This window comes from Bacillus sp. RZ2MS9 (genome assembly GCF_001816185.2).
Taxonomy (GTDB): Bacteria; Bacillota; Bacilli; order Bacillales; family Bacillaceae_G; genus Bacillus_A; species Bacillus_A cereus.
Map to the genome: position 1 here is coordinate 4,797,319 of NZ_CP049978.1, position 26,553 is coordinate 4,823,871.

Sequence of the window (26,553 nt, forward strand, 5' to 3'; positions counted from 1 at the left end):
CGTCTAAAAAATTATTGTTTTCTTCTTCTACCTAATACGAATAATACTCCGCCAACTAAGAATGAAATTCCCGCACCAACTGACATCATCCATGAATGTGCTGCCCCTGTTTTCGGTAATTCTTTTTCTACTTTTGCTTGCGGTTCTTTAATTAACTTTTCCAGTCTTACTTCCGGTTTCACTTCTGGTTTCTTCAGATCTTTCGGTTCCTCCGGTTTCACTTCTGGTTCCTTCAGCTCTTTCGGTTCCTCCGGTTTCACTTCTGGTTCCCTCGGCTCCTTCGGATCCTCTGGTTTCACTTCTGGTTCTTTTGGTTCTTTCGGATCCTCCGGTTTCACTTCTGGTTCTTTTGGTTCTTTCGGATCCTCCGGTTTCACTTCTGGTTCCTTCGGCTCTTTCGGTTCCTCCGGTTTCACTTCTGGTTCTTTTGGTTCTTTCGGATCCTCCGGTTTCACTTCTGGTTCTTTTGGTTCTTTCGGATCCTCCGGTTTCACTTCTGGTTCTTTTGGTTCTTTCGGATCCTCCGGTTTCACTTCTGGTTCCTTCGGTTCTTTCGGTTCCTCTGGTTTCACTTCTGGTTCTTTTGGTTCTTTCGGATCCTCCGGTTTCACTTCTGGTTCTTTTGGTTCTTTCGGCTCTTCCGGTTTCACTTCTGGTTCTTTCGGTTCTTCCGGTTTCACTTCTGGTTCTTTTGGTTCTTTCGGCTCTTCCGGTTTCACTTCTGGTTCTTTCGGTTCTTCCGGTTTCACTTCTGGTTCTTTCGGATCTTCTGGCTTCACTTCTGGTTCTTTTGGTTCTTTCGGATCCTCCGGTTTCACTTCTGGTTCTTTTGGTTCTTTCGGATCCTCCGGTTTCACTTCTGGTTCTTTTGGTTCTTTCGGATCCTCCGGTTTCACTTCTGGTTCCTTCGGTTCTTTCGGCTCTTCCGGCTTCACTTCTGGTTCCTTCGGTTCTTTCGGCTCTTCCGGCTTCACTTCTGGTTCTTTCGGCTCTTCTGGTATCTTAAGATCTTCTTTTGTTTTCGGTAAAATTGTAACTGTAGGCTCAAGTGGTGGATTTATTTTATCGTCCACTACCGCTCTATTTGTTATCCCTTTACTTGGTGCTGCTTTTACCTTCACTTTAAAAATAATACTACGTTCTTTCGTATCTGTAATTTCTAGATACTTTGCTATTACTTTTCCAAACTCCATTTTTAACTCTATTGGATTTGGTTCAGCCCCTTCAAATCTAATGCTATCTTGCACGTACTCTAAACCGGCTGGAATTTCATCTTCTACCTTTACCTCTGCTAGTTTGCCGTTTTCTACCGTATTTTTGAAACTAATTCGGTATTCTACTTCTTCTCCTAGCTTCGGTTCTTTATTATTTACTGTCTTCGTCGCTTTTAACTTACCATCTTTATATTCTGGCTTTATTGTCGCTGTCGGTTCCATAACTGGATGATCTGGATCATCTACATGAATGATCGCTTTATTTGTTATTTCCTCTCCAACTTTTACTGATTCTTTTACCTTTACTTTAAAGATGATACTTCTTTCTTTCGTATCCGTAATTTCTGGATACTTCACTGTTACTTTTCCATTCTCGACTTTAAGTTCTGTTGGCACAGGCTTATCACCTACGGCCTCCAGACTTTCTTTCACATACTCTAAACCAGACGGAATTTCATCTTCAATCTTTACATCAACTAACTTCCCGCCATCTACTGTGCCGTTAAAAGTAATTCGATATTCGATTTCTTCCCCTAGCTTTGGTTCATGGTTACTTACTTCTTTCCTTGCCTCTAGTTTCCCATCTTTATATTGAGGTGTAATTGGTATAAGTGACTCAACTGGTGGATTTGTCGGATTATTATCATCCACAACCGCCTTGTTTATAATTTCTTTTCCTACTTGTACCGTTTCTTGTACTTTCACTTTAAAGATGATACTTCTTTTTTTCGTATCCGTAATTTCTGGATACTTTGCTGTTACTTTTCCATTCTCAACTTTAAGTTCTACTGGATTTGGTTCCGGCCCATCAGACTTTATACTATCCTGTACGTATTCTAAACCAGCTGGAATTTCGTCCTCTACTTTCACCTCAGTTAGTTTGCCGTTTTCTACCGTATTTTCAAAACTAATTCGATATTCTACTTCTTCTCCTAACTTCGGTTCATGGTTACTCACTGTCTTTTCAGCTTGTAATACACCCTCTTTATGTTGAGGTTGTATCGCGACATTCGGTTTCTCTGGTGGATTTATAGTATCTTCCACAACCGCCGTATTCACAATCGCTTCGCCAATTTTAGCTTTTTCTTTCACTTTTGCTTTAAAGACGATACTTCTTTCTTTCGTATCCGTAATTTCTGGATATTCTGCGAGTACTATGCCGTTTTTCACTTTTACATACAACGGTTTTGGATTATCCCCCTCAGCTCTTTCGCTACCTTCTACAAACTCTAAACTGTTTGGTAATTCATCCTTAATTTTCACCTTCGCTAATTTTCCGTGCTCAACTACGTTACGGAACGTAATTCGATACTCTACTTCTTCTCCTAATTTTGGAGCTGGGTTATTTACTGTTTTCTCAGCTTTTATTTTTCCATTCTTATACTCCGGTGTAATAATCGCTTCTGGTTTTTGCGGAGGATTCTTCGGATTATCATCATCCACAATTGCCGTATTCACGATTTTCTTCCCGACTTTTACTGCTTCTGTTACTTTTACCTTAAATATAATGCTACGCTCAGCTGTATCAGTAATATTTTCATACTTCGCTGTAATTTTTCCAGCTTCTTCTTTTAACTCTACCGGATTTGGTTCATTACCTTCTGCTTTTAAACTATCCTTCACATACTCTAATCCATTTGGTAGTTGATCCTCAATTTTCACTTCTGCTAGTTTTCCATTTTCTACCGTATTTTTAAAACTAATTCGGTACTCTACTTCTTCTCCTAGCTTTGGATCTTTTTTACTTACCTTTTTATTAGCTTTAAATTTACCATCTTTATGCTGCGGTGTAATATCTACTTCTGGTCGCTCTGGTGGATTTTTTGTATCATCAACAATTGCTTTATTTACAATTGCCTTGTCCACTTCAACAGAATCTTTCACCTTCACTTTAAAGATAATGCTTCTTTCTTTCATGTCAGTGATATTTTCATACTTCGCACTAACCTTACCAGCTTCTTCTTTCAACTCTACTGGGGCCGGCTTATCACCTTCTGCTTTTAGACTATCTTTCACATACTCTAAACCAAACGGAATTTCATCCTCAATTTTAACCTCTGCCAGTTTTCCATCTTTCACCGTATTATTAAATGAAATTCGATATTCGATTTCTTCACCTAGCTTCGGTTTATGATTATTCACCTTTTTATGAGCAGCAATTTTACCATCTTTATATTGTGGTGTAATTTTTGCTGTCGGATCAATTACTGGATGGTTCGGATCATCAACATGGATAATCGCTTTATTTGTAATGTCCTTCCCTATTGTAACCGAATCTTTTACCTTCACTTTAAAGACAATACTTCTTTCTTGCGTATCCATAATCTCTGAATACTTTGCCATTACCTTACCATTTTCTACTTTCAACTCCACTGGTTTTGGCTCTTCACCTTCAGCTTTTTCGCTTCCTTCTACAAACTCTAATCCAGCTGGAATTTTATCTTCTATTTTTACCTCTGCTAGTTTTCCATCTTTCACCGTGTTATTAAAAATAATTCGATATTCGATTTCCTCACCTAACTTCGGTTCATGGTTACTTACTTCTTTTCTTGCCTCAATTTTCCCATCTTTATATTGTGGTGTAATCGGTACATAAGGCTCTTCTGGCAGATTCTTTGTATCATCTACAATTGCCTCATTTACGATTTCTTCTCCCACTTTTACGCTTTCTTTTACCTTCGCTTTAAAGACAATGCTTCTTTCCTCTGTATCTGTAATTTCTGGATACTTTGCCATTACCTTATTATTTTTCACATGTAGCTCTACTGGTTTCGGTTTAGAACCTTCTGCCGTGATACTGCCTTCCACATACTCTAAACCATTTGGTAATACATCCTTTATATTTACCTCTGCTAGTTTTCCGTTTTCTACCGTGTTTTTAAAACTAATTCGGTATTCTACTTCTTCTCCTAGTTTCGGTTTATGATTATTCGCCACTTTCTGCGCAGCAATTTTACCATCTTTATATTGCGGAGTAATTTCCACATGAGGCTCTTCGGGCTCATTTTTTGTATCTACTACGATTGCTTTATTAACAATCTCCTTGCCTATTTCTGCCTCTTCTTTTACTCTCACTTTAAAGATAATACTTCTTTCTTTTGTATCCGTAATTTCTAGATACTTTGCCATTACCTTACCGTTTTCAAATTTCAATTCTACCGGACTAGGCTTAGATCCTTCTGCTTGTAAACTGTTTTCTACATACTCTAATCCAGCTGGAATTTCATCTTCTACTTTAACCTCTACTAGTTTTCCGTTTTCTACCGTATTTTTAAAACTAATTCGGTATTCTATTTCTTCTCCTAATTTCGGTTTTTTATTGTTTACAAATTTCTCTGCTTTAAGCTTACCGTCTTTATATTCTGGCATAATTGTTACTTCTGAAGTTGTTGGATCTTTTGTATCATCAACAACTACTTTATTGACAAGGCCTTCACCAACTTTAAATTCTTCTTTTACTTTCGCTTTAAAGACGATACTTCTTTCTTCTGTATCCGTAATCTCTGGATATTTGGCGATTACTTTTCCATCTTTCACTTTCAGTTCTACTGGATCCGGCTTAGTACCTTCCGCTCGTAAACTATCTTTCACATACTCTAATCCATTTGGTAAATTATCTTCTATTTTTACCTCTGCTAGCTTTCCGTTTTCTACCGTGTTTTTAAAACTAATTCGGTATTCTACTTCTTCTCCTAACTTCGGCGTTTCATTATTTACCGTCTTCTTCGCTTCCACTTTTCCGTCTTTATGCTGCGGAGTAATTTCTGCCGTCGGTGTTTCTGGTTCATTTTTCGTATCATCAACAATTGCTTTGTTAACGATTTTTTTACCGACTTTCACTTCTTCCTTTACTTTCACTTTAAAAGTGATACTTCTTTCTTCTGTGTCCGTAATCTCTGGATACTTCGCCATTACCTTACCATTTTCCATTTTCAATTCTACTGGATCCGGCTTAGTACCTTCTGCTTTCACACTGTTTTCTACATACTCTAAACCTTCTGGTAAAGTATCTTCTATTTTTACCTCTGCTAGTTTTCCGTCTTCTACCGTGTTTTTAAAACTAATTCGGTATTCTACTTCTTCTCCTAACTTCGGCGTTTCATTATTTACCGTCTTCTTCGCCTTCACTTTTCCGTCTTTATGTTGCGGAATAATTTCTGCTGTCGGTGTTTCTGGCGGATGTTTCGTATCGCTCACAATCGCTTCATTAACAATTGAATCGCTCACTTTACCTTTTACTTTCACTTTAAAGGTAATACTTCTCTCTTTTGTATCTGTAATCTCAGGATACTTTGCCATTACCTTACCGTTTTCAAATTTTAATTCCACTGGATCTGGCTTAGAACCTTCTACTTTTAAACTATCTTTCACATACTCTAATCCATTTGGTAAATCATCTTCTATTTTTACCTCTGTTAGCTTTCCATTTTCTACCGTATTTTTAAAGCTAATTCGGTATTCCACTTCTTCTCCTAACTTCGGCGTTTCATTATTTACTATCTTTTTTGCTTCAAGTTTTCCATCTTTATACTGAGGAGTAATTTCCGCTGTCGGATTAACTGGCTTATTTTGCGAATCATCAATAGTTGCTTTATTAATGATTTTTTTACCGACTTTTACTTCTTCTTTTACTTTCACTTTAAAAACGATACTTCTTTCTTCTGTATCCGTAATTTCTGGATATTTTGCCATTACTTTACCGTTTTCAAATTTCAGCTCTACTGAATCTATTCCGGCACCTTCTGCTTTCAAACTATTTTCTACATACTCTAAACCTTCTGGTAAAGTATCCTCTACTGTCACGTCTGTTAGCTTTCCGTTCTTTACCGTATTTTTCATACTAATTCGGTATTCTACTTCTTCTCCTAACTTCGGTGTTTCATTATTTACGATTTTCTTCGCTTTAATTTTTCCATCTTTGTGTAATGGTGTAATTTTCGCTTCTGGTTCTTTCGGATCTTTCATATCATCAACAATTGCCTTATTGATGATTTCCTTCCCCACTTCCGCTTCTTCCTTCACCTTTACCTTAAAGACAATACTTCTTTCTTTCATATCCGTAATATTGTCGTATTCAGCAATAACTTTTCCATCTTTCACACTTAACTTTAATGGAGCTGGTTTATCACCTTCAGCCTTTTCACTGCCTTTTACATACTCTAAACCGTTAGGAATTGTATCCTCTATTATTACCTTTTCTAGTTTTCCGTTTTCTACCGTGTTCTTAAAGCTAATTCGGTATTCTACTTCTTCTCCTAGTTTTGGTGATGGATTATCTACTGTCTTCTTCGAATCAATTATTCCATCCTTATGTTGCGGAGTAATTCTTTCCTCCGGTTCAATCGGTGGATTTTTCGTATCATCAACAATTGCTTTATTGACAATCTCTTTATCTACTTTTACTTCTTCCTTCACCTTTACTTTAAAGACGATACTTCTTTCTTTCATATCCATAATATCGATATACTTAGCTTTGACTATCCCATTTTCAACAGCTAATTCTACTGGTCCAGGTGCTTCTCCTTCGGCCTTGATGCTATTTTCTACATATTCAAGACCTTTTGGAATTGTATCTTCCACTCGCACCGTTTCTAGTTTTCCGTTCTCAACCGTATTATGAAAACTAATGCGGTACTCGATTTCTTCACCTAACTTCGGCTTCTTATTATTAACTACCTTTGTAGCAGCAATTTCACCTTTTTTACTTTGCGGTGTAATAACAACCTTCGATTCAACAGGCTCATTTTTCGGATCTTTTGCAATTGCTTTATTTACAATTGCCTCCCCTACCTTTGCCGAATCTTTTACTTTCACTTTAAAAACAATACTTCTTTTTTCTGTATCCATAATCTCTGGATACTTTGCCATTACTTTGCCATCTTCCACTTTTAGTTCTACTGGCTCTGGTTTTATACCTTCAGCTTTCAAACTATCTTTCACGTATTCAACACCTTTAGGTAGTGTATCTTCTACTAACACCGTTTCTAGTTTTCCGTTTTCTACCGTATTATAAAATGTAATTCGGTATTCCACTTCTTCTCCTAGTTTTGGTGTTTGATTCGTTACGTTTTTTTCTACATCCACTTTACCGTATTTATAATCCGGCGTAATCTTTTCTTCTGGATGCTCAGACTGTCCATTTGGCTCACTCACAACCGCTTTATTAACAATCGTTTCTCCCGCTTTTGCCTCTTCTTTTACTTTCACTTTAAAGGCGATGCTTCGCTCTTTTGTATCCGTAATTTCTGGATATTTTGCGATTACCTTACCATTCTCTACTTTTAACTCTACTGGATTTGGTTCAGTACCTTCAGCTCTCTCACTGCCTTGAACAAATTCTAAGTTAGCTGGAATTTCATCTTCTATTGTAATTGCATCTAGTTTTCCGTTTTCCACCGTATTTTTAAAGCTAATTTGATATTCAAATTCTTCTCCTAGCTTCGGCTTCTTATTTGTTGCTTTTTTCTTTGCATCAATTTTACCGGCCTTATGCTGTGGTGTAATCTTCTCTTCTAGATCCTTTGGTGGATTTGTTTTATCACTAACGGTTGCTTTGTTAACAATTTCTTCACCAATTTTTGCAGTTTCTTTTACTTTTGTTTTAAAGACGATACTTCTTTCTTCCATATCCATAATTTCTGGATACTTTGCAATTACTTTGCCATTTTCAAACTTCAGCTCTACTGGCTCTGGTTTTACACCTTCGGCTTTCAAACTATCTTTCACGTATTCAAGACTACTTGGTAATTCGTCTTCAATCGTCAATACATCTAGACGTCCATCTTTTATCTTATTTTTAAATGTAATACGATACTCTACCTCATCACCTAACTTCGGTGTTTTATTAGAAGCTATTTTTCTCGCCTCTATTTCCCCTGGAACTTCTTTTGGGCTAGTAACCGTAACATTTGCATCGTCCTCAGTTTCATACTTTATCTCGGCACTATCTTGTCCCTTTACAACAACGACATTTTTTACTGTTGTATCTGATTGTACAGAATCTTTCACTTTTACTTTGAATGTAATAACGGTACTTTCACCCGGCTTTAAAACACCACCGTTTTTAGCATCTGCACCCTCACCAACACGGAAATCAATTTGATTATTTACAAACTCTGCTTCATCATCGCTTGCATTATCTGTTTTATTTCCTTTATTACTTCCAGAAACATATTGAATAGACCCTGGAACATACTCTAAACGATCATCTAATTTATCAAAACCTTTTACATTTGATACCGGCGCTTGGTTATTTTTCGTATCATTTTTCACTTCAATTTGATACGTAAACTCTTCACCAGCTTTAACGTCCTTAATTTCTTTTCCGGCACTATCTAATGCCTTTTTATCAACTTGTAAGTTTGGAGCATTATGTTCTGTAACGAATGTAGCGTTATTTAATACGTAAATATCACCGCCACCACCATATGCTCTAAAACGCATTTTTGCTTCTTTTAAATCATTTTTCACTTGAGTGGGTCCTTCAAGGTGATACGTATGAATATCTGTACTGAAAGAATTTGTCCAATCTGGATTATATCCTGGGTATTTTTTCGTAACAAATTCGTTAGTACCATCTACTTGTACTTCTGTCATAGATGAGTCATTAACATCATTATCTTTACCTTTAATATTTTTAAACTTTTGATACCCTAACCCAAAATCATACTCTCCATAATCATAGGCATATCCATCATTATCAGCTGGATCACCTTGCGATGAAAAATAACTAAATTTCGCCTTAAAAGCGCCTTCTTTTGGTGTGTTTATTTTATTAACACTAATATCTGTCCAGGCTGTACTTTTTTGAGAGACTAGCCCTTCCCAAATCTTCATGTCCTTTACTGTTTCTTTATAGTTTTCATAAACTAATATAAGATTCCAGTTACCCCAGTAATAGCCACTACCTTTTTCAAATTTAATTTGTGGCACATTTGCAACTGTCACCGTTTGAGAAATACCTTGCTGTGCAATTACATTTGTTACATCTGCATACGCTACGTACCCTGCACCACTGCCATAGTGATTTGCAATATACGGTAAATAATCCGCTTTTCGTATACTATCAGCACTTATTTCAGCGTATTGCTTATTTCCCATCTTCATTTTAACGGGTTCTCTTACATCTTCATCGCTAACTCTATAATCTGTCCTTGCATCACTTGGAGTCCCCATAGCTGCTGTCCAAAATAAATATGCCTTTTTCACTTTACTTCCAGCAGGAATGTTAGGAAATGCACCTGTTGATGAATTAAATGTAGTATCATCATTATCAACATCTACAGCTTTTTTATTGGTTTTGCCACCAACACTTTGCCTAGTATAATGATTATCTGTCAAACCAAGCGTCACATTACCAGTCTGTACTAAATTACCAGGAGCAATTGTAGAATACAACGGGTCTCCAAATCCTTGTTTATCTCCTGTTTGGATTTGAACCTTCGAAGCATTTTCTGATGCAGCTTGTACTTCTGCATCACTCTGCTTTACTGCTAAAGGTGATTGCTTTTTCTCTTTTTCTAGTTGCTTCTCAGCCTCAGGTTGTTTTATCTTCTCTATTTCTGTTTTTTGTGCAGATGTATTTTTATCTTCTACAGATACTTTTAATTTTCCATCCACTTCTTTAGTTTTTGAATCAGTTGTTGATCCGATAGCTTTCTTACTACTGTCAGCCTCATCATCGGTATTAGCTTCTAACTTCTCTTCAGAAGGAAGCCCTTCAACATCTACAGACATGTTTCCTATTTGTAGTTGATCCTTTTGCACACTAATTTTTTGCTTATACTCTTTATTAAAATGTTGCGCACGACGAGCTTTTATTAATACAGTCATTTTTTCATGTGATTTTAAATCTTGAATTTTAAGATTAGAAGAAAGAACCTTTCCTCCATTATCTTTTTCCTCTACATAGAAATCCGCTACCTTATTTTCAAGTAACTTCTCTCCGTTTACTTTCACAGATTGCGAAAGAAACTCAATTCCATTGTCATTATTTTGTTTAATTACTAATTCTCGGATTGGTGTATCTCCCGTATTTTCAATCTTATATTGAAATACGTGCTCCCTCTCCGCTACTTCTCCCTTATACATTTCAGCATTCACTTGATCTGCCTTAATTTTCACATCATTTCCTTGTAACTCATCCCAGCTTTTTTTATTTATCTCTGTAGCAAAAGCACTGGGCGAAGGCAATATGATGGATAGAAGAAGTGTGATCATTGTTACGACATTAAAACACTTCAATACTTGCTTCATATTTTCTACCTTTCTCCTTTCTATATACTTGCTATCCGCCTACTTCATTTCAGTAACCCTTTCATTTAGTAGCCGAATACATAGCAATATATATCCACTCGCAACAATCCGACCTACGAAAATGTATCGTTGAAATCCCAATGTCAACAATATAAATCTCATAGAATATTACTATTTTAATTTATCAAAAATAGCATATATATCGGACACTTATACAAACCTTTACCATACTTTTAATATAGTAAAAACACCGTGCTGTATAGGTTTATATAACAGTTAAAGGATACTTAAAAATTTTAACATACTCCTCATCCTATTTATACATACAATAGAAAATTTACCATTTTTTAGTTATTTTCAGTTTGTTTTTTATGATTAAAATTTTCTAAAAATAACAACCGTTACATGTAAAAATATGTTATATTAAAACAAGAACAAACGTTCTTTTTTTTAAAAAAGGAGGAATTTTTTATGCTACACGAACCTATTATCGTAAAAAAAGAAGCTTTCCACGCAATCGGCGTTTCGGTTACGACGACTAATGAAAAAGAGGCATCTACTGAAGGAAACATTCCACAACTTTGGAACCGATACTTTCAAGAACAAATGATGCATCACATCCCAAATCAACAAACGAAAGAAACATTCGCTTTCTACTCAAACTACGAATCAGATGAAACCGGTACATATCAATTTACAATCGGTATGCCTGTTTCTTCATTAGAAGACGTTCCTGAAAATATGACAACTTTAACAATACCTGCCGCTACATATGCGGTATTTACAACAAGAAAAGGACCAGTTGCTGAAGTCGTTTGTGAAGCTTGGGAATATATTTGGAAATGGTCGAAAGAAAATAAACGTGCCTTCACAACAGACTTTGAGCTTTACGATGAAAGAGCGTTAGATCCAAACAACGTCCAATTGGATATTTATATTGCGTTAGCCTAAAAAAAGATGCCCATTCGGCATCTTTTTTTGTCGTTAAATAGCTACTGGGCAAATTCATTATTATTGTCTACAATGAGAAAGTGCAGTATAGAAATATTAGAAACTGTATAAAACGATTGTTAATAAGTTTTTTAGTTTAAATTCGTCACATAGAAAGGAAGCAATATGGAGGAACTACAACAAAATAAAACTGCTTTAGAAGGAAGCGGAAAACCGTTATTAAAAAATACGAATTTCCTTTTTCTTTGGGCAGCTACTCTTTTTTCAAGCTTTGCTTTAGCCTTTTTTACTTTTTCACAAACGTGGTACATAGCAAAAACATTAAACCTTGAAGCTTCACTCGGTGTTGTTTTCGTAGCTCTTAGTGTTCCAAGGCTTATTTTTATGATTGTCGGCGGCGCTGTAGCTGATAAATTCCCGAAAAAAAACATTATGTTTTACTCCAATATCATTCGAGCGATTCTTGTCGCAACCATTCTCACATGGTTCATTGTCGGTGATGTAACACTATATACATTTGCTTTATTCGCTTTATTCTTTGGACTTGCTGATGCTTTCTTCTGGTCAGCAGATGGATCTATCTTACCGGAATTGGTAGAAAAAAGCCGGTTAACACAAGCAAATTCCCTTACACAAATGACGAACCAAGCATCGGTCATCTTAGGCCCTGTACTTGGTGGTATTCTCATTAAATTTACGAACTATGAGACAATCTTTTCCATTACGATTTTATTACTGATTGTCGCTGCCATACTCGTTCAAAAAATACAATTTACGATGCCAGAACAAAAAGATACAGATAAAGGTATGTTCACTTCCATTAAAGAAGGAATCTTATATGTAAAGGAATCGCCATTCCTTTCAACTTTCCTTATTTGTAGCGCTTTTTTAAACTTATTTTTAATCGGCCCGATGCAAGTTGGTTTCCCGCTTTTTGTTAAAAACGTTCTGCATGGTGATTCGCTCCATTTTAGTTACTTAGAAGCATCTGTAGGTGGCGGAATGGCAATCGGTGCTGTCATTGTCGGTTTAAAAAATATTAATCGTAGACGCGGTCTATTTTGTATTATCATGATGCTATTGTCTGGTGTATTCTTCTTAGCCATCAACTTTAGCACCGTACTTTGGCAAGCACTATTAGCCGGCATGTTTTATGGTATTACAATCGCAATGGCGATTGTACCGCTTATGGCAATGATTCAATCGACAGTAAAAGAAGAAATGATGGGACGCGTAATGAGTTTACTTATGCTATCATCAATGGGCTTTATCCCGCTCTCTTATGCATTCACATCACTTGCACTTGCAATGGGAATTCCAATCGTAACCGTTATGAAAAGTGGTGCAATAGCTGTTATCGTCTTCGTACTATTTGTAGCGATTCGTGTTCCAGTTGTAAGGAAGTTCGATTAGCCACTTAGAGTCATGTATTATACGCATGGCTCTTTTTTGAATGGATCAAATAGTGATATTCCCTTACTTCTCCTTAATGCTGCTCCCCATTCTAATCCAACCTCTAAAAATAAATCTCGCACTGTACTGTATAAAAGTGCCCCAATGTCTTTACGAATTTCCCCATATTTATATGCCCTTACAACACTTTTCACGCGCCAAATTAAATTTCCATACACTTCTTCGTCAGCTAATATTTGCTCTAGTAAAACACCTTGTTCTAGTAACCCACTCTTTTTATACGCAAGCTCGACCTTACTCCAAAATATATTAATTTTCTTCGGATTACTCGTCATCGGCACCAGTGCGTATATAAAAGGCTTCGGTATATCATGACGGCAATACGTCTCATCAAGCTCATACGTTCCTTTTCTGTTCTCTTTTATTTGTGAAATGTTTTTAGAAAGAATTGTTTCCCCAGCAATTTTTTGCTCATTTTTACTACAGCCAGTTGCATTATCCTCAGTTTTACAAGCGGACATTTTCATACGGTCATCCATGCGGTCAATCGCAGATGTAAGAAATACATATAAGTTCGCACTATACCCGCCGCGTTTATGCCTTTCTTTTGTTGCAACACGCTTTATAATTCCTAGTTCCTCTAACTTTGCAATTGAACGGCGTACTGTACGAATACTCTTTCCAACATTCGTCGCAATCGTCCCCATTAATGGACAAGCGACTCCTACTGTTTTTTGTTTCTCATTCACCGCATATTTTCCTAAAAAATGAATAATGATAGAATCAGTTTTATTCAATTGAAATCGGTAGCACTTCAAAACTTGTTTTTGATATGTATTAAACTCTTCTTTACTTCGAAATTCACTATATGGTTTCATTAAATTATATAAGCTTCCCATTTATATCACCTCATTTATAAGTAAGAGGCAGGAAGCGAAATTGGCGTGATAGTTAATATTTTTTAATGGAGATGAAAATATGATCGTAATTAGCGCTTGTTTAGGTGGGATTGCTTGCCGTTATGACGGGAATGACAATCTTGTATCAAAAATAGAGGAGCTTCTGCAAAAAGAAGATACAGTCCTCATTTGCCCTGAAGTATTAGGAGGACTACCAACACCTCGTCCTTCCGCTGAAATTATTGGCGGGAATGGCGACGACGTTTTAGACGGAAAAGCGAAAGTGATAACAAAAAATGGTGAAGATGTCACAGCAGCTTTCGTAAATGGTGCTTATAAAGCATTAGAACAAATTAAAGATTTACACCCAGAATATATTATTTTAAAAGAACGCAGCCCATCTTGTGGTAGTTCTACGATTTACACTGGAGAATTTAACGGTAATAAGCAAACTGGTTTCGGAGTGACAACTGCTTTATTTAAAAGACACGGATTTAAAGTCATTTCAGAAGAAGAATTTGAAAACAAAAAAAGGAATTGACCCTGTTCGTCAATTCCTTTTTATCTGTCTTATTTCACACTTAGTTTTTCTTTCACTTTCGCTGGAAGCTCGTCTTTTTTCACTTCTTCCCAAGCTGTTACACCTTTTTTATCTGAGTGGTATACGCGTAGGAATGCTTCTTTACGAAGATTTTTTTGAGCTATGAATTCTAATTCTTTCTCTTTACCGTCTTTATCAAAGCCAGTCAGTTTATATTCATAATCTTTAAATTTCTGCCCATTACTATCTTTACTATCAAATTCTTTTCCATCTACTGTAATTTGAACATAATACTCATCTTTACCCATACGGTTTAAATCACAACCAACTAACAAACTTGCAAATACAACTAAAATACTAAATAGTGCAATGTATCTTTTCATTTCCTTCACCTCATATGTTTTTTCTTATATTCTTATCTTAAAGCCCGGAGCTTAAAGAAGAAATTCAAAAACATGACATGAACATTACACTTTTGTAAGATAATAATTATTTCTTCACTTTAGAAATTGTCATTCCATTAAGCTTCTGTATAACGTTTTTGTTTCTCACGCTCATCAGCTACACTACCGCCAATAACGTCTTTCACGCCAATTTCGCCACTTATCACGTAATTTCCTTATACCGTTTATTACGCCTTCTATTATGCCCTCAATTATAATCTCTATTACAAGATATCTCACTAAACTAATAATAGGTTTAATTACGTATCTCCCTATAAATTCAAGAATATCCTCCATCATATTTTCCTCCTTCTTTTAAAAGGAAGCCGCTACTCCTCCACGTCCTTTTACGTCCAGTTACAATTGCTGCCCTACTGCGGTATATATCAACAAAGATAATACGACAACAACATCCACGATAACGCTATTGAATTTGGAAGAAACTTCGGTAAATACTAATACTGTAGTTAACATGGCTAAGAGAATTATTTTTTCACCTATATTCGGAGATGCTCCCAAAAACTTTATAAAATCAAAGACAACTTTACTACAATTCTTCCTGTAACTAATTTATTATCGTGGTAAACCGTCTTCCACTACATCCGTAACAGTTCCATTCGGTTCAAAGATTACACGTAATGATCCTTCTCCACCATAACCAGTATAGTCATATACTGAATATGATTTATATTTCTCAATTACATGTGGCTGTCCAATTGCAGCTTTTACCTGATTCGCGGCCATACCTTTTTTGATTTTCAAATAATGATTGTAACTTACTGCTGCCGAATTGTTATTTATATCTTTATACCACGGTACACGATCGTTTTTTTCTTCATATTCCTTTACAGGCTCTTCACTACGTTTCGTAAATACCTGATTCTCTTTATCTGTATCTTTATCTTCATCCTTTATAGCAGTACGTTCAATATTTACAACATAACCATATGTATTTAATTCAACCATAATTTCATATGTACCATCCGTATCTTTTTCAGTATAAAATACGCGTTTTTCATGGTTATTATAATGTTTTATGTTCTCACCACCATAGTCAATCGTATTAAGAATATCCGTATACGTCATACCTTCCTCAATCTTTTGAGATTCATCATGAGAAATATAACGCTTTTGTGATGATGGTGCATCCTCATTTTTAATACTTTCACGTTTGCTCGTAGTCATAGGTGTTTTCTTCTGATCTTTTAGTACTTCACCTTCCGCCTTCGCTGGTTGCTTTGCTCCTGCTTTTGTTAATACGTCTGTATCGCTAGAACAAGCTCCCAAAATCGATACTGTAGTCAACGCCATCCCTACTATAAGTACTCTCTTAAATGACTTCACTCTAATCCCCCCGGTGTTTTTTATATCTAATAATCAACGTATTTTAATTAATACGGAACTATTCAGTTCTATACAATTTGCTATAGCCTTCTCGCTCATGCACCTTTTTTGTATAAAGTGAAACTTTAATCAGCCCTCGCCAATCATCTTCGTTACAAATATTAACATTAAATATAACTAATAAATAGTATATTTTTGCTAATCATTTACATTTTTTCTACATAATCTTATCTTAAAATGAACAATATGAATCTCGAATTCACAGCATTAATCATATATACCATATATAATAACATTTAAATTAAGATCTAAAGTAACTTTACATACATTTCCTGTTTTAACGCAAAAAGAAAAGACCTTTCTAACGATTTTATTCTATCGCTAAAAAGGTCTTTCTCTATTTCTGCTAAAAACTTAGCACTCTTCTGGCTTACCAGCATTCGATGCTGTACGGAAAGATGATCCACATCCGCATGATGCGATTGCGTTTGGATTGTCGATTGTGAATCCGCCGCCAAGCATAGATTGTTTATAGTCAATTTTTACTCCTTTAACAATTGGAGCACTTTCTGTATCGATAACAAATTCAACACCGAAAAACTCAAGCACTGTGTCGTCTTCTTTTGGTTCTACTTCAAATCCTAAGCCGTAAGAAAGACCGCTACATCCGCCGCCGTGTACAGCAAGGCGCACATACTTCTCTCCATCTTCAGCATCTTTTAACATATCTTTAATTTGAAAAGCTGCTTGTTCTGTTACTTCAATCATGAAATACACCTTCCTTTCTGTTCTTAGTCCATTATACATCTTTACGCTTCTATCTTGTACTCATACACTCCGCGGCAAATTACTTCCGCAGGTCCTTTCATCAACACGTTTCCTTCTTCAGTCCACGCAATCATTAAATCGCCGCCAGCTAAATGGACTGTAATTTCCTTACCACGTTCCATCTTTCCATTTAAAATAGCAGCTACAACTGCAGCGCACGCTCCTGTTCCGCAAGCTTGCGTTACACCAGATCCACGTTCCCAAACGCGGAAGTTCATCTCGTCATTATTCAAAATTTCGATAAACTCAACATTTACTCGCTCTGGGAACATTTCATGTGTCTCGAGAACTGGTCCAAGTGTTGTAAGAGGTGCTTTTTCTACATCATCAACAAAAATAACCGCATGCGGATTTCCCATTGAAACAGCTGTAAATGCATAACGATGATTATTGTATAAGAAGTTTTCACGAATAAATGGTGTTTCACCTTCACCAAGCATCGGTATTTCTGCACGTGTTAGACGAGGTGCTCCCATATCGATTTTTGCTAATGTCACGACACCATCTTCTACTGTTACTTCAGCCGTTACAATACCAGCTAACGTTTCAATTGTGAAAACTGTTTCTTCTACTAGTTTATGCTCATACGCATATTTCGCTACGCAGCGTAAACCGTTACCACAGCTCTTTCCTTCAGAACCATCATTATTAAACATACGCATCTTCACCGGAGCTACGTCTGAAGGGCAAATTAAAATCATCCCGTCTGCTCCAATACCAGTATTAATATTTGAAACCTTTTCGGCCACAAGGGCTAAATCTTCTTCAGGAATTTGCTCTTCAAACATATTTACATATATATAACTATTGCCAAGACCATGCATTTTTGTAAAAGAAAATTGGCTCATTTATATTCACTCCAAAAATAATTTGTTATGTTAAGTATAAAATGCATGCTTTTAGAACACAATATGAATGTCCCCCGTTTCTCATATTTGACAACGTTTGGCGATGAGCCACTCTTACACAATTTGTGTAAGAAAAAAGCCCTTCTAAAAAGGGCCTTTTTTTATTTATCCTACTATTTTCGATTGGGGAAGACTAATACTCAGTATTAGTCTTCCCCACGAAATAAAGTTTTATCTAATGAAAAAGGTGCTACTAATTCGCAACACCTTAAAACATTGGATTTTCATCCAAATACTCATATACATTATTAACAAGCTCTTCTACTGTTGCACCTTGTACAACTTCACCATTTACAAGTGCAAATGGTCCTTCAAAACAAATGCCACAATATCCTAAACAACCATACTCCATTACATCTAAATTCGGATCTTTTTCTAATTTTTCTAGAGCTGCTTGTGAACCACTTGCAAGGTTACCTACACAAAATTCAATTAATGGTTTAATCAAAATTCTCCCCCCTGTACTACAAAACAAATTACCTTTTCACTTTATCTATAAGAAGAAAACTAAGCTGTTTCTTGTTGTTTTCGTTACACAGTCTAAACTATTTAGTTACTTCATTACTTCACTTCAAAGTAGATGATTTCTTCTATATAACATGCTACTTACAATGAAAGAGTAACTTAAAAAGAAAAACAGTTTACTTTTCTTCTTATTGTACAACAGAGTATTCATTCATGCATTGTTATTTGTTCACAAATTCGATATAATTTGATTGAGTAAAGTCAAAATATTTTATTAATATAAAATTTTATGATTAGGGGATATTTCAACAGAAAAGGGGTAATCCATCATGAAACACCTCGTAATACTAGGTGGCGGCTACGGTGGAATGAGAATTCTGCAAAGGCTACTTCCAAGCAACCAACTTCCAGATGATGTACAAGTGACATTAATCGACAAAGTACCATATCATTGCTTCAAAACTGAATATTATGCATTAGTTGCGGGTACTATTTCAGAAACGCATATTCGTATACCGTTTCCTGAACACCCACGCCTCAATATTCAATACGGCACAGTAACAAATATTGACCTCGAAGAAAAAGCTGTTCATCTTGATGGCGGCGAAGCGATCCAATATGATGATTTAATTATCGGACTTGGCTGTGAAGATAAATATCATAACGTTCCTGGAGCTAGAGAATATACACATAGTCTACAATCAATTGAACAAACACGTAAGACATATGAACAATTAAATAGTCTAGAACCAAATGCAACAGTAGCTGTCGTTGGTGCTGGCTTAAGTGGCGTTGAAGTAGCAAGTGAACTTCGTGAAAGCCGTTCTGATTTAAAAATCTATTTATTTGATCGAAAAGATAGAATTTTATTCCCATATCCAGAGAAATTAAGTAGATACGTAGAAGAATGGTTTGTAAAGCATAAAGTTAACATTATACGAAACTCTAACATTACAAAAGTAGAACCAAATATTGTGTACAACCACGATGAACCACTTGAATGTGATGCAATCGTTTGGACAGCTGGTATTCAAGCAAATGAAGTTGTTCGAAACCTTCCAGTTGAACAAGATGGTAGCGGACGGGTTGTCTTAACTAAATATCATAATATTCCAAATAACGATCATGTTTACGTTGTAGGAGATTGCGCAGCACTTCCACATGCACCATCTGCCCAACTGGCTGAAGGTCAAGGAGAACAAATTGTCCAAATATTATTAAAACGTTGGAATAATGAACCACTCCCGGATGAACTACCTGTAATTAAATTAAAAGGTGTTCTCGGTTCTCTTGGTAAGAAGCACGGCTTTGGTTTACTAGCAAACCAACCATTAATGGGACGTGTACCGAGATTATTAAAATCTGGTCTTCTTTGGATGTACAAATATCATAAAGGTTAATACCTTACAGGCTGTCTACTATGTAGGCAGCCTCTTTGCATCAGTTTTTAAAAATTATCAGACACATCTTTCTCAATATTTATAATGATTTATTTTTCATTTTTATATTAAAAAATATTGATAAACATTGTATGCTATTTGTAAGTTGTTTTATTCTTTCCTTTAAGACCGAATTCATTCGGTCTTATTTTTTATGTGATAAATACTTTTGTAGGAGGCATTACATTCCACTTATGAACTTATCGAAACTAAACAATCGAATAGAAGCGAAAAAGAAAGAGTTAATCTATCTCGTTGAACGATACGGATTCACTCATGATAAAGTGATTTCTTTCAGCCAAGAATTAGATCGTTTACTTAACTTATTAATAAAACTCAAGACGAAGAAAAAACGTTGTTCGTTATAACCATTTTCCCCTCTTTTTTTGATACGATATAACTAGAATCAGAAAGGAGCGATTTATGTTTATATTAAAAGACGTTATATATAAAGATATACTACACATTCCTTATTTACAGATTCAAAAAGAAAAGATTACTTGTATTATCGGTGAAAGCGGAAGCGGAAAAAGCACATTACTTCGCATGTTAAACGATTTACAATCCCCAACATCCGGTACAATTGAATATAACGGAAAGTTAATTTCTGATTATTACCCTATTCAATTACGTCGTGACGTAGTTATGCTTGGGCAAACTCCACCTATTTTTGATGGAACCGTTAAAGACAACCTATTAATGGGACTTCGTCTTTCTGAAAAACCATTTCCAAATGATGATGCCCTGCGGAGTGCATTACAAACCGTTAGCTTAGACAAGCAATTAGAAGATAGCACCTCCTCATTATCCGGCGGTGAAAAACAAAGACTTGCCTTTGCACGTATCGTACTTATGGATCCGCCTGTCTATTTATTAGATGAACCCACTTCAGCATTAGACAGTGATACAGAACGCCGCGTTATGAAACAATTTACTGAACTAGCACGAAAAAAGAAAAAAACAGTTATCTTCATCACACACTCGCAACAACTTCCAGAAGAAATTGCAGATGATATTATTGAAATTAGCAAAACAAAGGGTGCAACTAGAAAGGAAGTGCTCTCAGTTGAAGGGCGTTATTGAACTCCAAATTTGGCAACTTGCAGCTGCCTATATTTTCATTCTTATTTTAATTGGACTTGTAAAATTAAAAGGAATACCTCGCGAAAAACAAATCGCGCTCGCAACATTCCGTATGACCATTCAGCTCGTACTTGTTGCATATGTCCTTACATACGTATTTGAAAACAGTAATCCATTTTATACAATCGCTCTCATCACTTCTATTACTACCTTTGCAATTTTTAATATTTATAAACGAGTTAACATCCCAATGTCTAAAGAATTAAAACGAGTAGCCGCCCTTTCCATGGTCGCCGGATCAATTGGGCCACTTCTACTATTTATCTTTGTTATTATCGGTCATGACCCTTGGTATGCTCCGCAATATATCGTCCCTATTACAGGAATGTTAGTTGGGAATGCCATGACTGGTGTTTCTCTTGGTGCAAATACGTTCTTAAATAATATGAAATCGCAAAGAGGTCAAATTGAAGGTGCACTTATGCTCGGCGCAACACCGAAAGAAGCTGCTGCTCCGCTCATTCGAGACGCTTTTGACTCTGCTATTTTACCAACAATTAATTCTATGGTCGGAATGGGAATTATAAGCTTACCAGGCATGATGACTGGTCAAATATTATCCGGTATATCACCATTCACAGCCATTCAATATCAAATCGCCATCATACTCGGTATTTCTGGAAGTACTGCCTTTGCTGTCATTATCTTTTTACAGCTTGGATATAAAACGTTCTTTAATAAGCGATGTCAATTGAAAGAGGTTGACTATGATGCGAGGTAAATGATGCATCGTTCTCGGTGAGTGAAATTATATTAACGATTTTTTCAATATATCTATCATAACTTGCAATATATCAACGATTTTTCAAATATATCTATCATAACTCAGAATATATCAACGATTTTGTACGAAATATCGATTTACCGACAAAAAGTGACATAATAAAAAGAGGAGGCTATTCGCCTCCTCTTCTATTTACTTACGCCTTCTTAACGAACTGTGATTTTAACTTCATAGCTCCGAAACCGTCGATTTTGCAATCGATATCGTGATCGCCATCAACTAGACGGATACTCTTTACTTTCGTACCGATCTTCACAACTGAAGAAGTTCCTTTTACTTTTAAATCTTTAATAACAGTAACAGCATCGCCGTCTTGCAGAACGTTTCCGTTCGCATCTTTTACAACTTTTGCACCATCATTATTTTCAGCTTCTGCTTCTTGGCCCCACTCATGAGCACACTCTGGACATACGAAAAGAACGCCATCCTCATACGTATATTCTGAATTACATTTTGGACAATTTGGTAAAGTAGCCATAAATTCATTTCCTCCGTTCATTATTTATACGTAAAAATCAAAATTGATGTTTACATCTCGATAAATAAAATTTGTACAGCATTTCTTTATAGTGCCATAGTCTTACGTTATTGACAAGCCTACCTCAAATTCTCATTTTTTATTGTATTTTACAAAATTTCAATTTGTATGCCGTTTTTCTATTTGCTCTTCTACTAATTTTAAAAATCTTCGTTGTGCATTTTTATTTTTTACAAGCAATCGAACTCTTAGCTTACTTTGTAAATATGAGCGAACTTTGTAGTTCGTAATAAATAACTTTCGATACTTTTCGTCTTCATATATCATTCGAAACCATTCATACTGCTGCAAGTAACGTATGTTAACATCAATCTTTTTCGTGTGTAAACCCGTACTTAAACTAATAGATCCTATTAGAGCTTCTATTACTGCTGAAATCATTTCTCTCCCCCTAATAAACAAAAGAAGAACCTTCGCAAGATTCTTCTTTTCAAAATGAACGAGTTCCCTCTAGAACCCCCAATTATTTTCTTCAATGTAAATTTGATATTCTTCTAATTCTTCTTCACTTAACTTCTTATTATTTTCATATATCTCTTGCCACTCGAAATAATCTTCATCGAAATAAACAGCAAATGTAATTTTCACGTTTTTCTTCTCTGTATAATCATAACCAGTAAACTCTACTACGTCATAATCTTTTTCTTTCTTCACAAACTTCCAAGTTGGATTATCAGTCATAATCTCTAACGTAACCCCTTCACCACTTGAACGAACAACGTTTTTAATATTCGGTTCAGTTGGTAAAAAGGACAGCCCGAACGCAGCTAACCCAAACACAATCCCGACTATAACTTGTAAACCAATCATACCAGCAATACTCACGCCACCCTTTGATTGTAAGAAATACGCCTTCTCATGATCAGACGCATCTTCTCCCTTACGAAAAACACGAACAGCATGCTTGTAATATAAACGGTTTCCTTGCCATCCAGTAAATATCATCATTCCTAATTGAAGAGCTAAATTAAATGTTACATAAATCCCATCTGGAATATCTATAAAAGGGGGTATAACTATACTAGGTATAGCCAATAACGCAAATATAATAAATAACTTATACATTTTTCGATAAGCTAACCAAAAAGTTGGGAAGAAAAAGGCTACCCAATTCCATGTATTCCCTTGCGCTGGATTTTCTACTTTACCCCACTTAAAGTCATAATAAGCTGTATTCTTTTGAACAACTTTATGTAATTCTTGTGGAGAAATCGTTTCTTGTAAAACAGTGTCCTTCACGTACATCATCCTTTTCTTATTTCTATATACATTTATTGTATATGCACAAAATGAAGGAATCTAACAAAAAGTAAACATATTTCATAAAAATGAACGGAAATCGAATATATTCCGACAATTATCCGTTTCTTATTTCATTTTACTTTTAAATATATTAAAATAATCATGTATCATATCTTTAATACACTAAGTTAATTATTTTATATATTCACTAAAAAGGATGCATCAAAATCATTTTTATACATCCTTTTTAGTGAATATATACTACTATTTTAAAACAAACATCTCGACTTAAGAGCGCTCACAAATTAGCCTTCTACTATTTCAAACATATTTCCACTTACACAACTAATGAATAGTCCATTATTACCTTCCTCAATTGATACAATAAAATCTATTACAACAACATTTTTAGGAAGTTTAATTATATTTTTTACTTCGCCACATTCAGCATCAAGTATTATCAATTCTAAATTTGAAGTTGCAATGTAAATTTCTCCATCTTTATATAACAGAACCTCTGTAATATCATGTAGAGTAGTATTGTTCCAAAGCACTTTACCTGTTTGAATATTAATACCACAAATTCTGCCTTCTCCTAAGGACAATACCATCATCTCTCCGATAAGAAATGGAGGCAATTCAATTTCAAAAGACATATTTACTTCATATAACTTTTGACCGCTCTTATGATCATAACATTGTATTTGTCTACTTACCCCTTCATATCCATACTCAGTTCTTGTTAATAGTATTTTCGCTTCCTTTGATTCAATGCAAGAGTACCATACCTCATCAAAAGCTTTTTCAAAAATTAAGTTACAGCCTTCTTTTCCATATTCCCACTTTTGTAATGAATCTATTGCTACACATATAAAATGTTCATTAGTTAAAGTAACTGGTTCATTTGGATTACAATCTTCCATCATTTGTTTCCATCGTGTAGAAGCATCTAATAATTGAATGGAAATTGCAACATTACTATATGCATCAACTTCCCCATCTTCATCAAAAGGATTCCCTGCTAATACATAGTAATCTGGGCCAAGATGGCACTGCAATTTTTCTCCTCCGACTCGAACATTCTTTTCCCATACTTTTACTCCACTTTCAAGCTCTAATAAAACATTGTAGCCTTCTTGTGTAATAACTAGTAAACGTGGTAACTCTTCTCCCGTAGTTTTTACATCTTGTATAATATGCCCTTCTATTTCTAAATCCCATAGAAGCTCTCCACAACTTGATGAAATAGCATACAATTTCGCCATACTTTCTCCAAATCTATTTGCATGCCAAATAATTACGACACCATTCACAGTAATGCAATTACAATCTTCTACTATTGGAATACGGCACTGCCAAATCTCTTCTTTCGTTTCACTATCGAGTTTACGAATTCTGTGGTTATTTTCCTCTACATAAAAGATACTCTTCTTATCATGAGATAGTACCGGAGTAAATATCGGTTCAACCTCTCTCCCTTTTAAATACTTCCATTTTAATTCATACTTGTCACTTGTAGAATGATAAGTTCGATACATAATTTCGTCATTTCCATTTACAAGTTTAGGAACAAATGGATCAATTTCTAACATTCTATGGTAAGCATCTTTGATTCGAAAAGAATCAACTCCACTCATGTAAATCTGCCCTATCTCCTTTTTAAGAAACGAAAAGAGTACTCGTAAAAATTGCTCGCTATCAACACTAGCTAACTTCTTGCCTCTCTGATTAATAATGAGAAACTCCCCATCTTTCTTCTTAAATTCCATCTTTTTTTCATATTCATTTAAGAAAATTGTAGCGTCATCATATCTAAAAACCTCGATACAAGCATCAAACAACTGACAAATCGGTCCTATTATGTCTGTTTTTTCTTGAAACACAATACTCTCATCTATACTAAGTACTATTTCTCCGGCATTTTCTGTCGGCAGTTTATTTAGTTCGATTTGAAACTTTTTCATTATTTTCTCCCTCTATTGCGTGTTATCTAAACTAACTATAATATATGACATAAGATTCTTAAAACTATTATTTGAGGTGACCGAATATGAAGAGTACAATTTGGGCAGACGATGACTATTTAAAACTAGCACCCATTAACGATGAACTAATCAAAAAAGCAGAAGAAGTACTGAACGTAAAACTTCCAGAATCATATATAAACCTTCTAAAAGAACAAAATGGGGGAACTCTTCGTCTCGATGTTCACCCTACTTCAAAGCCAAATTCTTGGGCAGACGATCACGTTAATGTATCTGGTTTATATGGTATTTCTTTTGATGAAAATGAATCTAGTATTTTAGAGAGCCGCTATTTAATTCGAGAATGGGAAATGCCTGAGAATATCATACTTTTATCTGGTGATGGACATACATGGATTGCATTAGACTATCGAAATGTAGCTGAAAATCCTCCAGTTATATTTATCGATAATGAATTTGAGGAAATTATTGAATTAGCACCTAACTTTGAAAGGTTCTTACAAAACTTAACTACTTATGAATATGACGAAGAATAAGCCTGGCTCTAAAAAGGAGCAAGATTTTATTACAAATTTACACGCCACTTTAAAACCACTCGGCTTTAAGAAAAAAAGACATACATTTTTCAAAGCTGAAAACGGATTTTATAAGCTCATTAACATACAAAAAAGCCAGTTTGGAGATGATTTTTATATAAATATAGGAGTTCACCCTATCGGTCTCCCGCAGCTTATTACGAACCAATTACAAATAAAAGAAAACATTTCAATATTCGCTTGCATTCTACAAACAAGAATAGAGCCTATACATATCAAACAGAACCAGCTATTGCACAATGTTTCACATGAAACTATCAACATTCCGAATTACCTTTCTACTATTTTCGACTGATTTCAAACGTGGGCATCTTATGAAAATTTAGTGGAAATACATATACATTCCATTACTCCGGTACTAGCTGTCGTTCCAATATTAGAAGAAAAAGCGTTTCTACTTCTTACCTGTTTTTCTTTCTACAAATTAAAACAGTACGAACAAGCTAATCGCTACTTACAGCAATATTTACATTGCACCGTGCATCTGAATACCGAGGAAAAAGAGCCCATATTCTTTCACGAAATTGATATGTATATGAAAAAACTAGTAGAAAGTACAATGTAA

General features: G+C 35.3%; 19 protein-coding genes and 2 pseudogenes. 9 read left to right on the plus strand and 12 right to left on the minus strand.

Going from position 1 to position 26,553, the window contains the following annotated elements:
* Nucleotides 1-11 precede the first annotated feature (11 nt).
* Nucleotides 12-10,469 carry an isopeptide-forming domain-containing fimbrial protein gene (locus tag BHV55_RS24610; RefSeq protein ID WP_168369344.1) on the minus strand — a complete coding sequence of 3,486 codons (10,458 nt, stop codon included), beginning with the start codon at nucleotides 10,467-10,469 and terminating at the stop codon, nucleotides 12-14.
* Nucleotides 10,470-10,940: 471 nt separating this feature from the next.
* Between BHV55_RS24610 and BHV55_RS24615 the strand changes: the two genes are divergently transcribed.
* Both BHV55_RS24615 and BHV55_RS24620 read left to right on the plus strand, forming a co-directional pair.
* Nucleotides 10,941-11,420, plus strand: coding sequence for a GyrI-like domain-containing protein (locus tag BHV55_RS24615; RefSeq protein ID WP_000902159.1), 480 nt, complete (start codon nucleotides 10,941-10,943; stop codon nucleotides 11,418-11,420).
* Between the two features lie 165 nt (nucleotides 11,421-11,585).
* Nucleotides 11,586-12,833, plus strand: a complete 1,248-nt coding sequence (locus BHV55_RS24620) for an MFS transporter (protein WP_048568464.1) — start codon at nucleotides 11,586-11,588, stop codon at nucleotides 12,831-12,833.
* Nucleotides 12,834-12,850: 17 nt separating this feature from the next.
* Here the strand turns inward: BHV55_RS24620 and BHV55_RS24625 are convergent, their stop codons facing one another.
* Nucleotides 12,851-13,732 carry a helix-turn-helix domain-containing protein gene (locus BHV55_RS24625; protein ID WP_070757782.1) on the minus strand — a complete coding sequence of 294 codons (882 nt, stop codon included), beginning with the start codon at nucleotides 13,730-13,732 and terminating at the stop codon, nucleotides 12,851-12,853.
* A gap of 79 nt (nucleotides 13,733-13,811) precedes the next feature.
* Here BHV55_RS24625 and BHV55_RS24630 point away from each other — a divergent pair, with 79 nt between their 5' ends.
* A complete protein-coding gene (locus tag BHV55_RS24630) occupies nucleotides 13,812-14,273 on the plus strand; it encodes a 2-thiouracil desulfurase family protein (RefSeq protein WP_000635484.1) in 462 nt (153 codons plus the stop codon).
* Between the two features lie 29 nt (nucleotides 14,274-14,302).
* Here the strand turns inward: BHV55_RS24630 and BHV55_RS24635 are convergent, their stop codons facing one another.
* The 6 genes and pseudogenes from BHV55_RS24635 to BHV55_RS24655 all read right to left on the minus strand — a co-directional run bounded on the left by BHV55_RS24635 (nucleotide 14,303) and on the right by BHV55_RS24655 (nucleotide 18,244).
* A complete protein-coding gene (locus BHV55_RS24635; RefSeq protein ID WP_000833146.1) occupies nucleotides 14,303-14,656 on the minus strand; it encodes a YxeA family protein in 354 nt (117 codons plus the stop codon).
* Between the two features lie 143 nt (nucleotides 14,657-14,799).
* Nucleotides 14,800-14,868 (minus strand): annotated as a pseudogene (locus BHV55_RS27610) (methyltransferase); the annotation flags it as partial.
* Between the two features lie 421 nt (nucleotides 14,869-15,289).
* Nucleotides 15,290-16,060 carry a hypothetical protein gene (locus BHV55_RS24640; protein ID WP_000834602.1) on the minus strand — a complete coding sequence of 257 codons (771 nt, stop codon included), beginning with the start codon at nucleotides 16,058-16,060 and terminating at the stop codon, nucleotides 15,290-15,292.
* Nucleotides 16,061-16,474: 414 nt separating this feature from the next.
* The gene (locus BHV55_RS24645) at nucleotides 16,475-16,828 is read right to left on the minus strand and encodes a HesB/IscA family protein (RefSeq protein WP_000573825.1); all 354 of its coding nucleotides are present in this window, start codon (nucleotides 16,826-16,828) and stop codon (nucleotides 16,475-16,477) included.
* A 41-nt stretch (nucleotides 16,829-16,869) separates the two neighbouring features.
* A complete protein-coding gene (gene dapF / locus BHV55_RS24650; RefSeq protein WP_000077397.1) occupies nucleotides 16,870-17,736 on the minus strand; it encodes a diaminopimelate epimerase in 867 nt (288 codons plus the stop codon).
* A gap of 268 nt (nucleotides 17,737-18,004) precedes the next feature.
* Entirely contained in the window at nucleotides 18,005-18,244 is a 240-nt protein-coding gene (locus BHV55_RS24655; RefSeq protein ID WP_000595026.1) for a YuzB family protein, read from the minus strand.
* A 346-nt stretch (nucleotides 18,245-18,590) separates the two neighbouring features.
* Between BHV55_RS24655 and BHV55_RS24660 the strand changes: the two genes are divergently transcribed.
* From BHV55_RS24660 to BHV55_RS24675, 4 genes are all read left to right on the plus strand, one after another.
* Nucleotides 18,591-19,661 carry an NAD(P)/FAD-dependent oxidoreductase gene (locus tag BHV55_RS24660; RefSeq protein WP_000682077.1) on the plus strand — a complete coding sequence of 357 codons (1,071 nt, stop codon included), beginning with the start codon at nucleotides 18,591-18,593 and terminating at the stop codon, nucleotides 19,659-19,661.
* Between the two features lie 233 nt (nucleotides 19,662-19,894).
* Nucleotides 19,895-20,068 (plus strand): aspartyl-phosphate phosphatase Spo0E family protein, encoded by a 174-nt coding sequence (locus BHV55_RS24665; RefSeq protein ID WP_001054089.1) that lies wholly within the window; start codon nucleotides 19,895-19,897, stop codon nucleotides 20,066-20,068.
* A gap of 55 nt (nucleotides 20,069-20,123) precedes the next feature.
* Nucleotides 20,124-20,783 (plus strand): ABC transporter ATP-binding protein, encoded by a 660-nt coding sequence (locus BHV55_RS24670; protein ID WP_000470265.1) that lies wholly within the window; start codon nucleotides 20,124-20,126, stop codon nucleotides 20,781-20,783.
* Nucleotides 20,767-21,564 (plus strand): ABC transporter permease, encoded by a 798-nt coding sequence (locus tag BHV55_RS24675; protein WP_070757780.1) that lies wholly within the window; start codon nucleotides 20,767-20,769, stop codon nucleotides 21,562-21,564. Before BHV55_RS24670 ends, BHV55_RS24675 begins: the two co-directional genes overlap by 17 nt.
* Before the next feature lie 199 nt (nucleotides 21,565-21,763).
* Here BHV55_RS24675 and phnA read toward each other — a convergent pair whose 3' ends face one another.
* The 4 genes from phnA to BHV55_RS24695 all read right to left on the minus strand — a co-directional run bounded on the left by phnA (nucleotide 21,764) and on the right by BHV55_RS24695 (nucleotide 25,371).
* Nucleotides 21,764-22,105, minus strand: a complete 342-nt coding sequence (gene phnA, locus BHV55_RS24680; protein ID WP_000212737.1) for an alkylphosphonate utilization operon protein PhnA — start codon at nucleotides 22,103-22,105, stop codon at nucleotides 21,764-21,766.
* 159 nt (nucleotides 22,106-22,264) lie between these two features.
* Nucleotides 22,265-22,546, minus strand: a complete 282-nt coding sequence (locus BHV55_RS24685; protein WP_070757778.1) for a hypothetical protein — start codon at nucleotides 22,544-22,546, stop codon at nucleotides 22,265-22,267.
* A 69-nt stretch (nucleotides 22,547-22,615) separates the two neighbouring features.
* The gene (locus BHV55_RS24690) at nucleotides 22,616-23,413 is read right to left on the minus strand and encodes a DUF2628 domain-containing protein (protein WP_139147421.1); all 798 of its coding nucleotides are present in this window, start codon (nucleotides 23,411-23,413) and stop codon (nucleotides 22,616-22,618) included.
* A gap of 299 nt (nucleotides 23,414-23,712) precedes the next feature.
* Entirely contained in the window at nucleotides 23,713-25,371 is a 1,659-nt protein-coding gene (locus BHV55_RS24695; protein WP_070757774.1) for an outer membrane protein assembly factor BamB family protein, read from the minus strand.
* Nucleotides 25,372-25,457: 86 nt separating this feature from the next.
* Between BHV55_RS24695 and BHV55_RS24700 the strand changes: the two genes are divergently transcribed.
* Together BHV55_RS24700 and BHV55_RS27615 are read left to right on the plus strand one after the other, a co-directional pair.
* Entirely contained in the window at nucleotides 25,458-25,928 is a 471-nt protein-coding gene (locus tag BHV55_RS24700; protein ID WP_048568470.1) for an SMI1/KNR4 family protein, read from the plus strand.
* Nucleotides 25,915-26,553: pseudogene (locus BHV55_RS27615) on the plus strand (DUF4304 domain-containing protein). The gene BHV55_RS24700 and the pseudogene BHV55_RS27615 overlap by 14 nt, the downstream one beginning before the upstream one ends.

What these genes read in the sequence shown, in the direction of transcription:
- BHV55_RS24695 (WP_070757774.1), bottom strand. Translation starts at nt 25,371, where the DNA reads ATGAAAAAGTTTCAAATCGAACTAAATAAACTGCCGACAGAAAATGCC.
- dapF (WP_000077397.1), bottom strand. Translation starts at nt 17,736, where the DNA reads ATGAGCCAATTTTCTTTTACAAAAATGCATGGTCTTGGCAATAGTTAT.
- BHV55_RS24610 (WP_168369344.1), bottom strand. Translation starts at nt 10,469, where the DNA reads ATGAAGCAAGTATTGAAGTGTTTTAATGTCGTAACAATGATCACACTT.
- BHV55_RS24665 (WP_001054089.1), top strand. Translation starts at nt 19,895, where the DNA reads ATGAACTTATCGAAACTAAACAATCGAATAGAAGCGAAAAAGAAAGAG.
- BHV55_RS24625 (WP_070757782.1), bottom strand. Translation starts at nt 13,732, where the DNA reads ATGGGAAGCTTATATAATTTAATGAAACCATATAGTGAATTTCGAAGT.
- BHV55_RS24635 (WP_000833146.1), bottom strand. Translation starts at nt 14,656, where the DNA reads ATGAAAAGATACATTGCACTATTTAGTATTTTAGTTGTATTTGCAAGT.
- BHV55_RS24620 (WP_048568464.1), top strand. Translation starts at nt 11,586, where the DNA reads ATGGAGGAACTACAACAAAATAAAACTGCTTTAGAAGGAAGCGGAAAA.
- BHV55_RS24690 (WP_139147421.1), bottom strand. Translation starts at nt 23,413, where the DNA reads ATGATGTACGTGAAGGACACTGTTTTACAAGAAACGATTTCTCCACAA.
- BHV55_RS24660 (WP_000682077.1), top strand. Translation starts at nt 18,591, where the DNA reads ATGAAACACCTCGTAATACTAGGTGGCGGCTACGGTGGAATGAGAATT.
- BHV55_RS24645 (WP_000573825.1), bottom strand. Translation starts at nt 16,828, where the DNA reads ATGATTGAAGTAACAGAACAAGCAGCTTTTCAAATTAAAGATATGTTA.
- phnA (WP_000212737.1), bottom strand. Translation starts at nt 22,105, where the DNA reads ATGGCTACTTTACCAAATTGTCCAAAATGTAATTCAGAATATACGTAT.
- BHV55_RS24670 (WP_000470265.1), top strand. Translation starts at nt 20,124, where the DNA reads ATGTTTATATTAAAAGACGTTATATATAAAGATATACTACACATTCCT.
- BHV55_RS24630 (WP_000635484.1), top strand. Translation starts at nt 13,812, where the DNA reads ATGATCGTAATTAGCGCTTGTTTAGGTGGGATTGCTTGCCGTTATGAC.
- BHV55_RS24685 (WP_070757778.1), bottom strand. Translation starts at nt 22,546, where the DNA reads ATGATTTCAGCAGTAATAGAAGCTCTAATAGGATCTATTAGTTTAAGT.
- BHV55_RS24700 (WP_048568470.1), top strand. Translation starts at nt 25,458, where the DNA reads ATGAAGAGTACAATTTGGGCAGACGATGACTATTTAAAACTAGCACCC.
- BHV55_RS24615 (WP_000902159.1), top strand. Translation starts at nt 10,941, where the DNA reads ATGCTACACGAACCTATTATCGTAAAAAAAGAAGCTTTCCACGCAATC.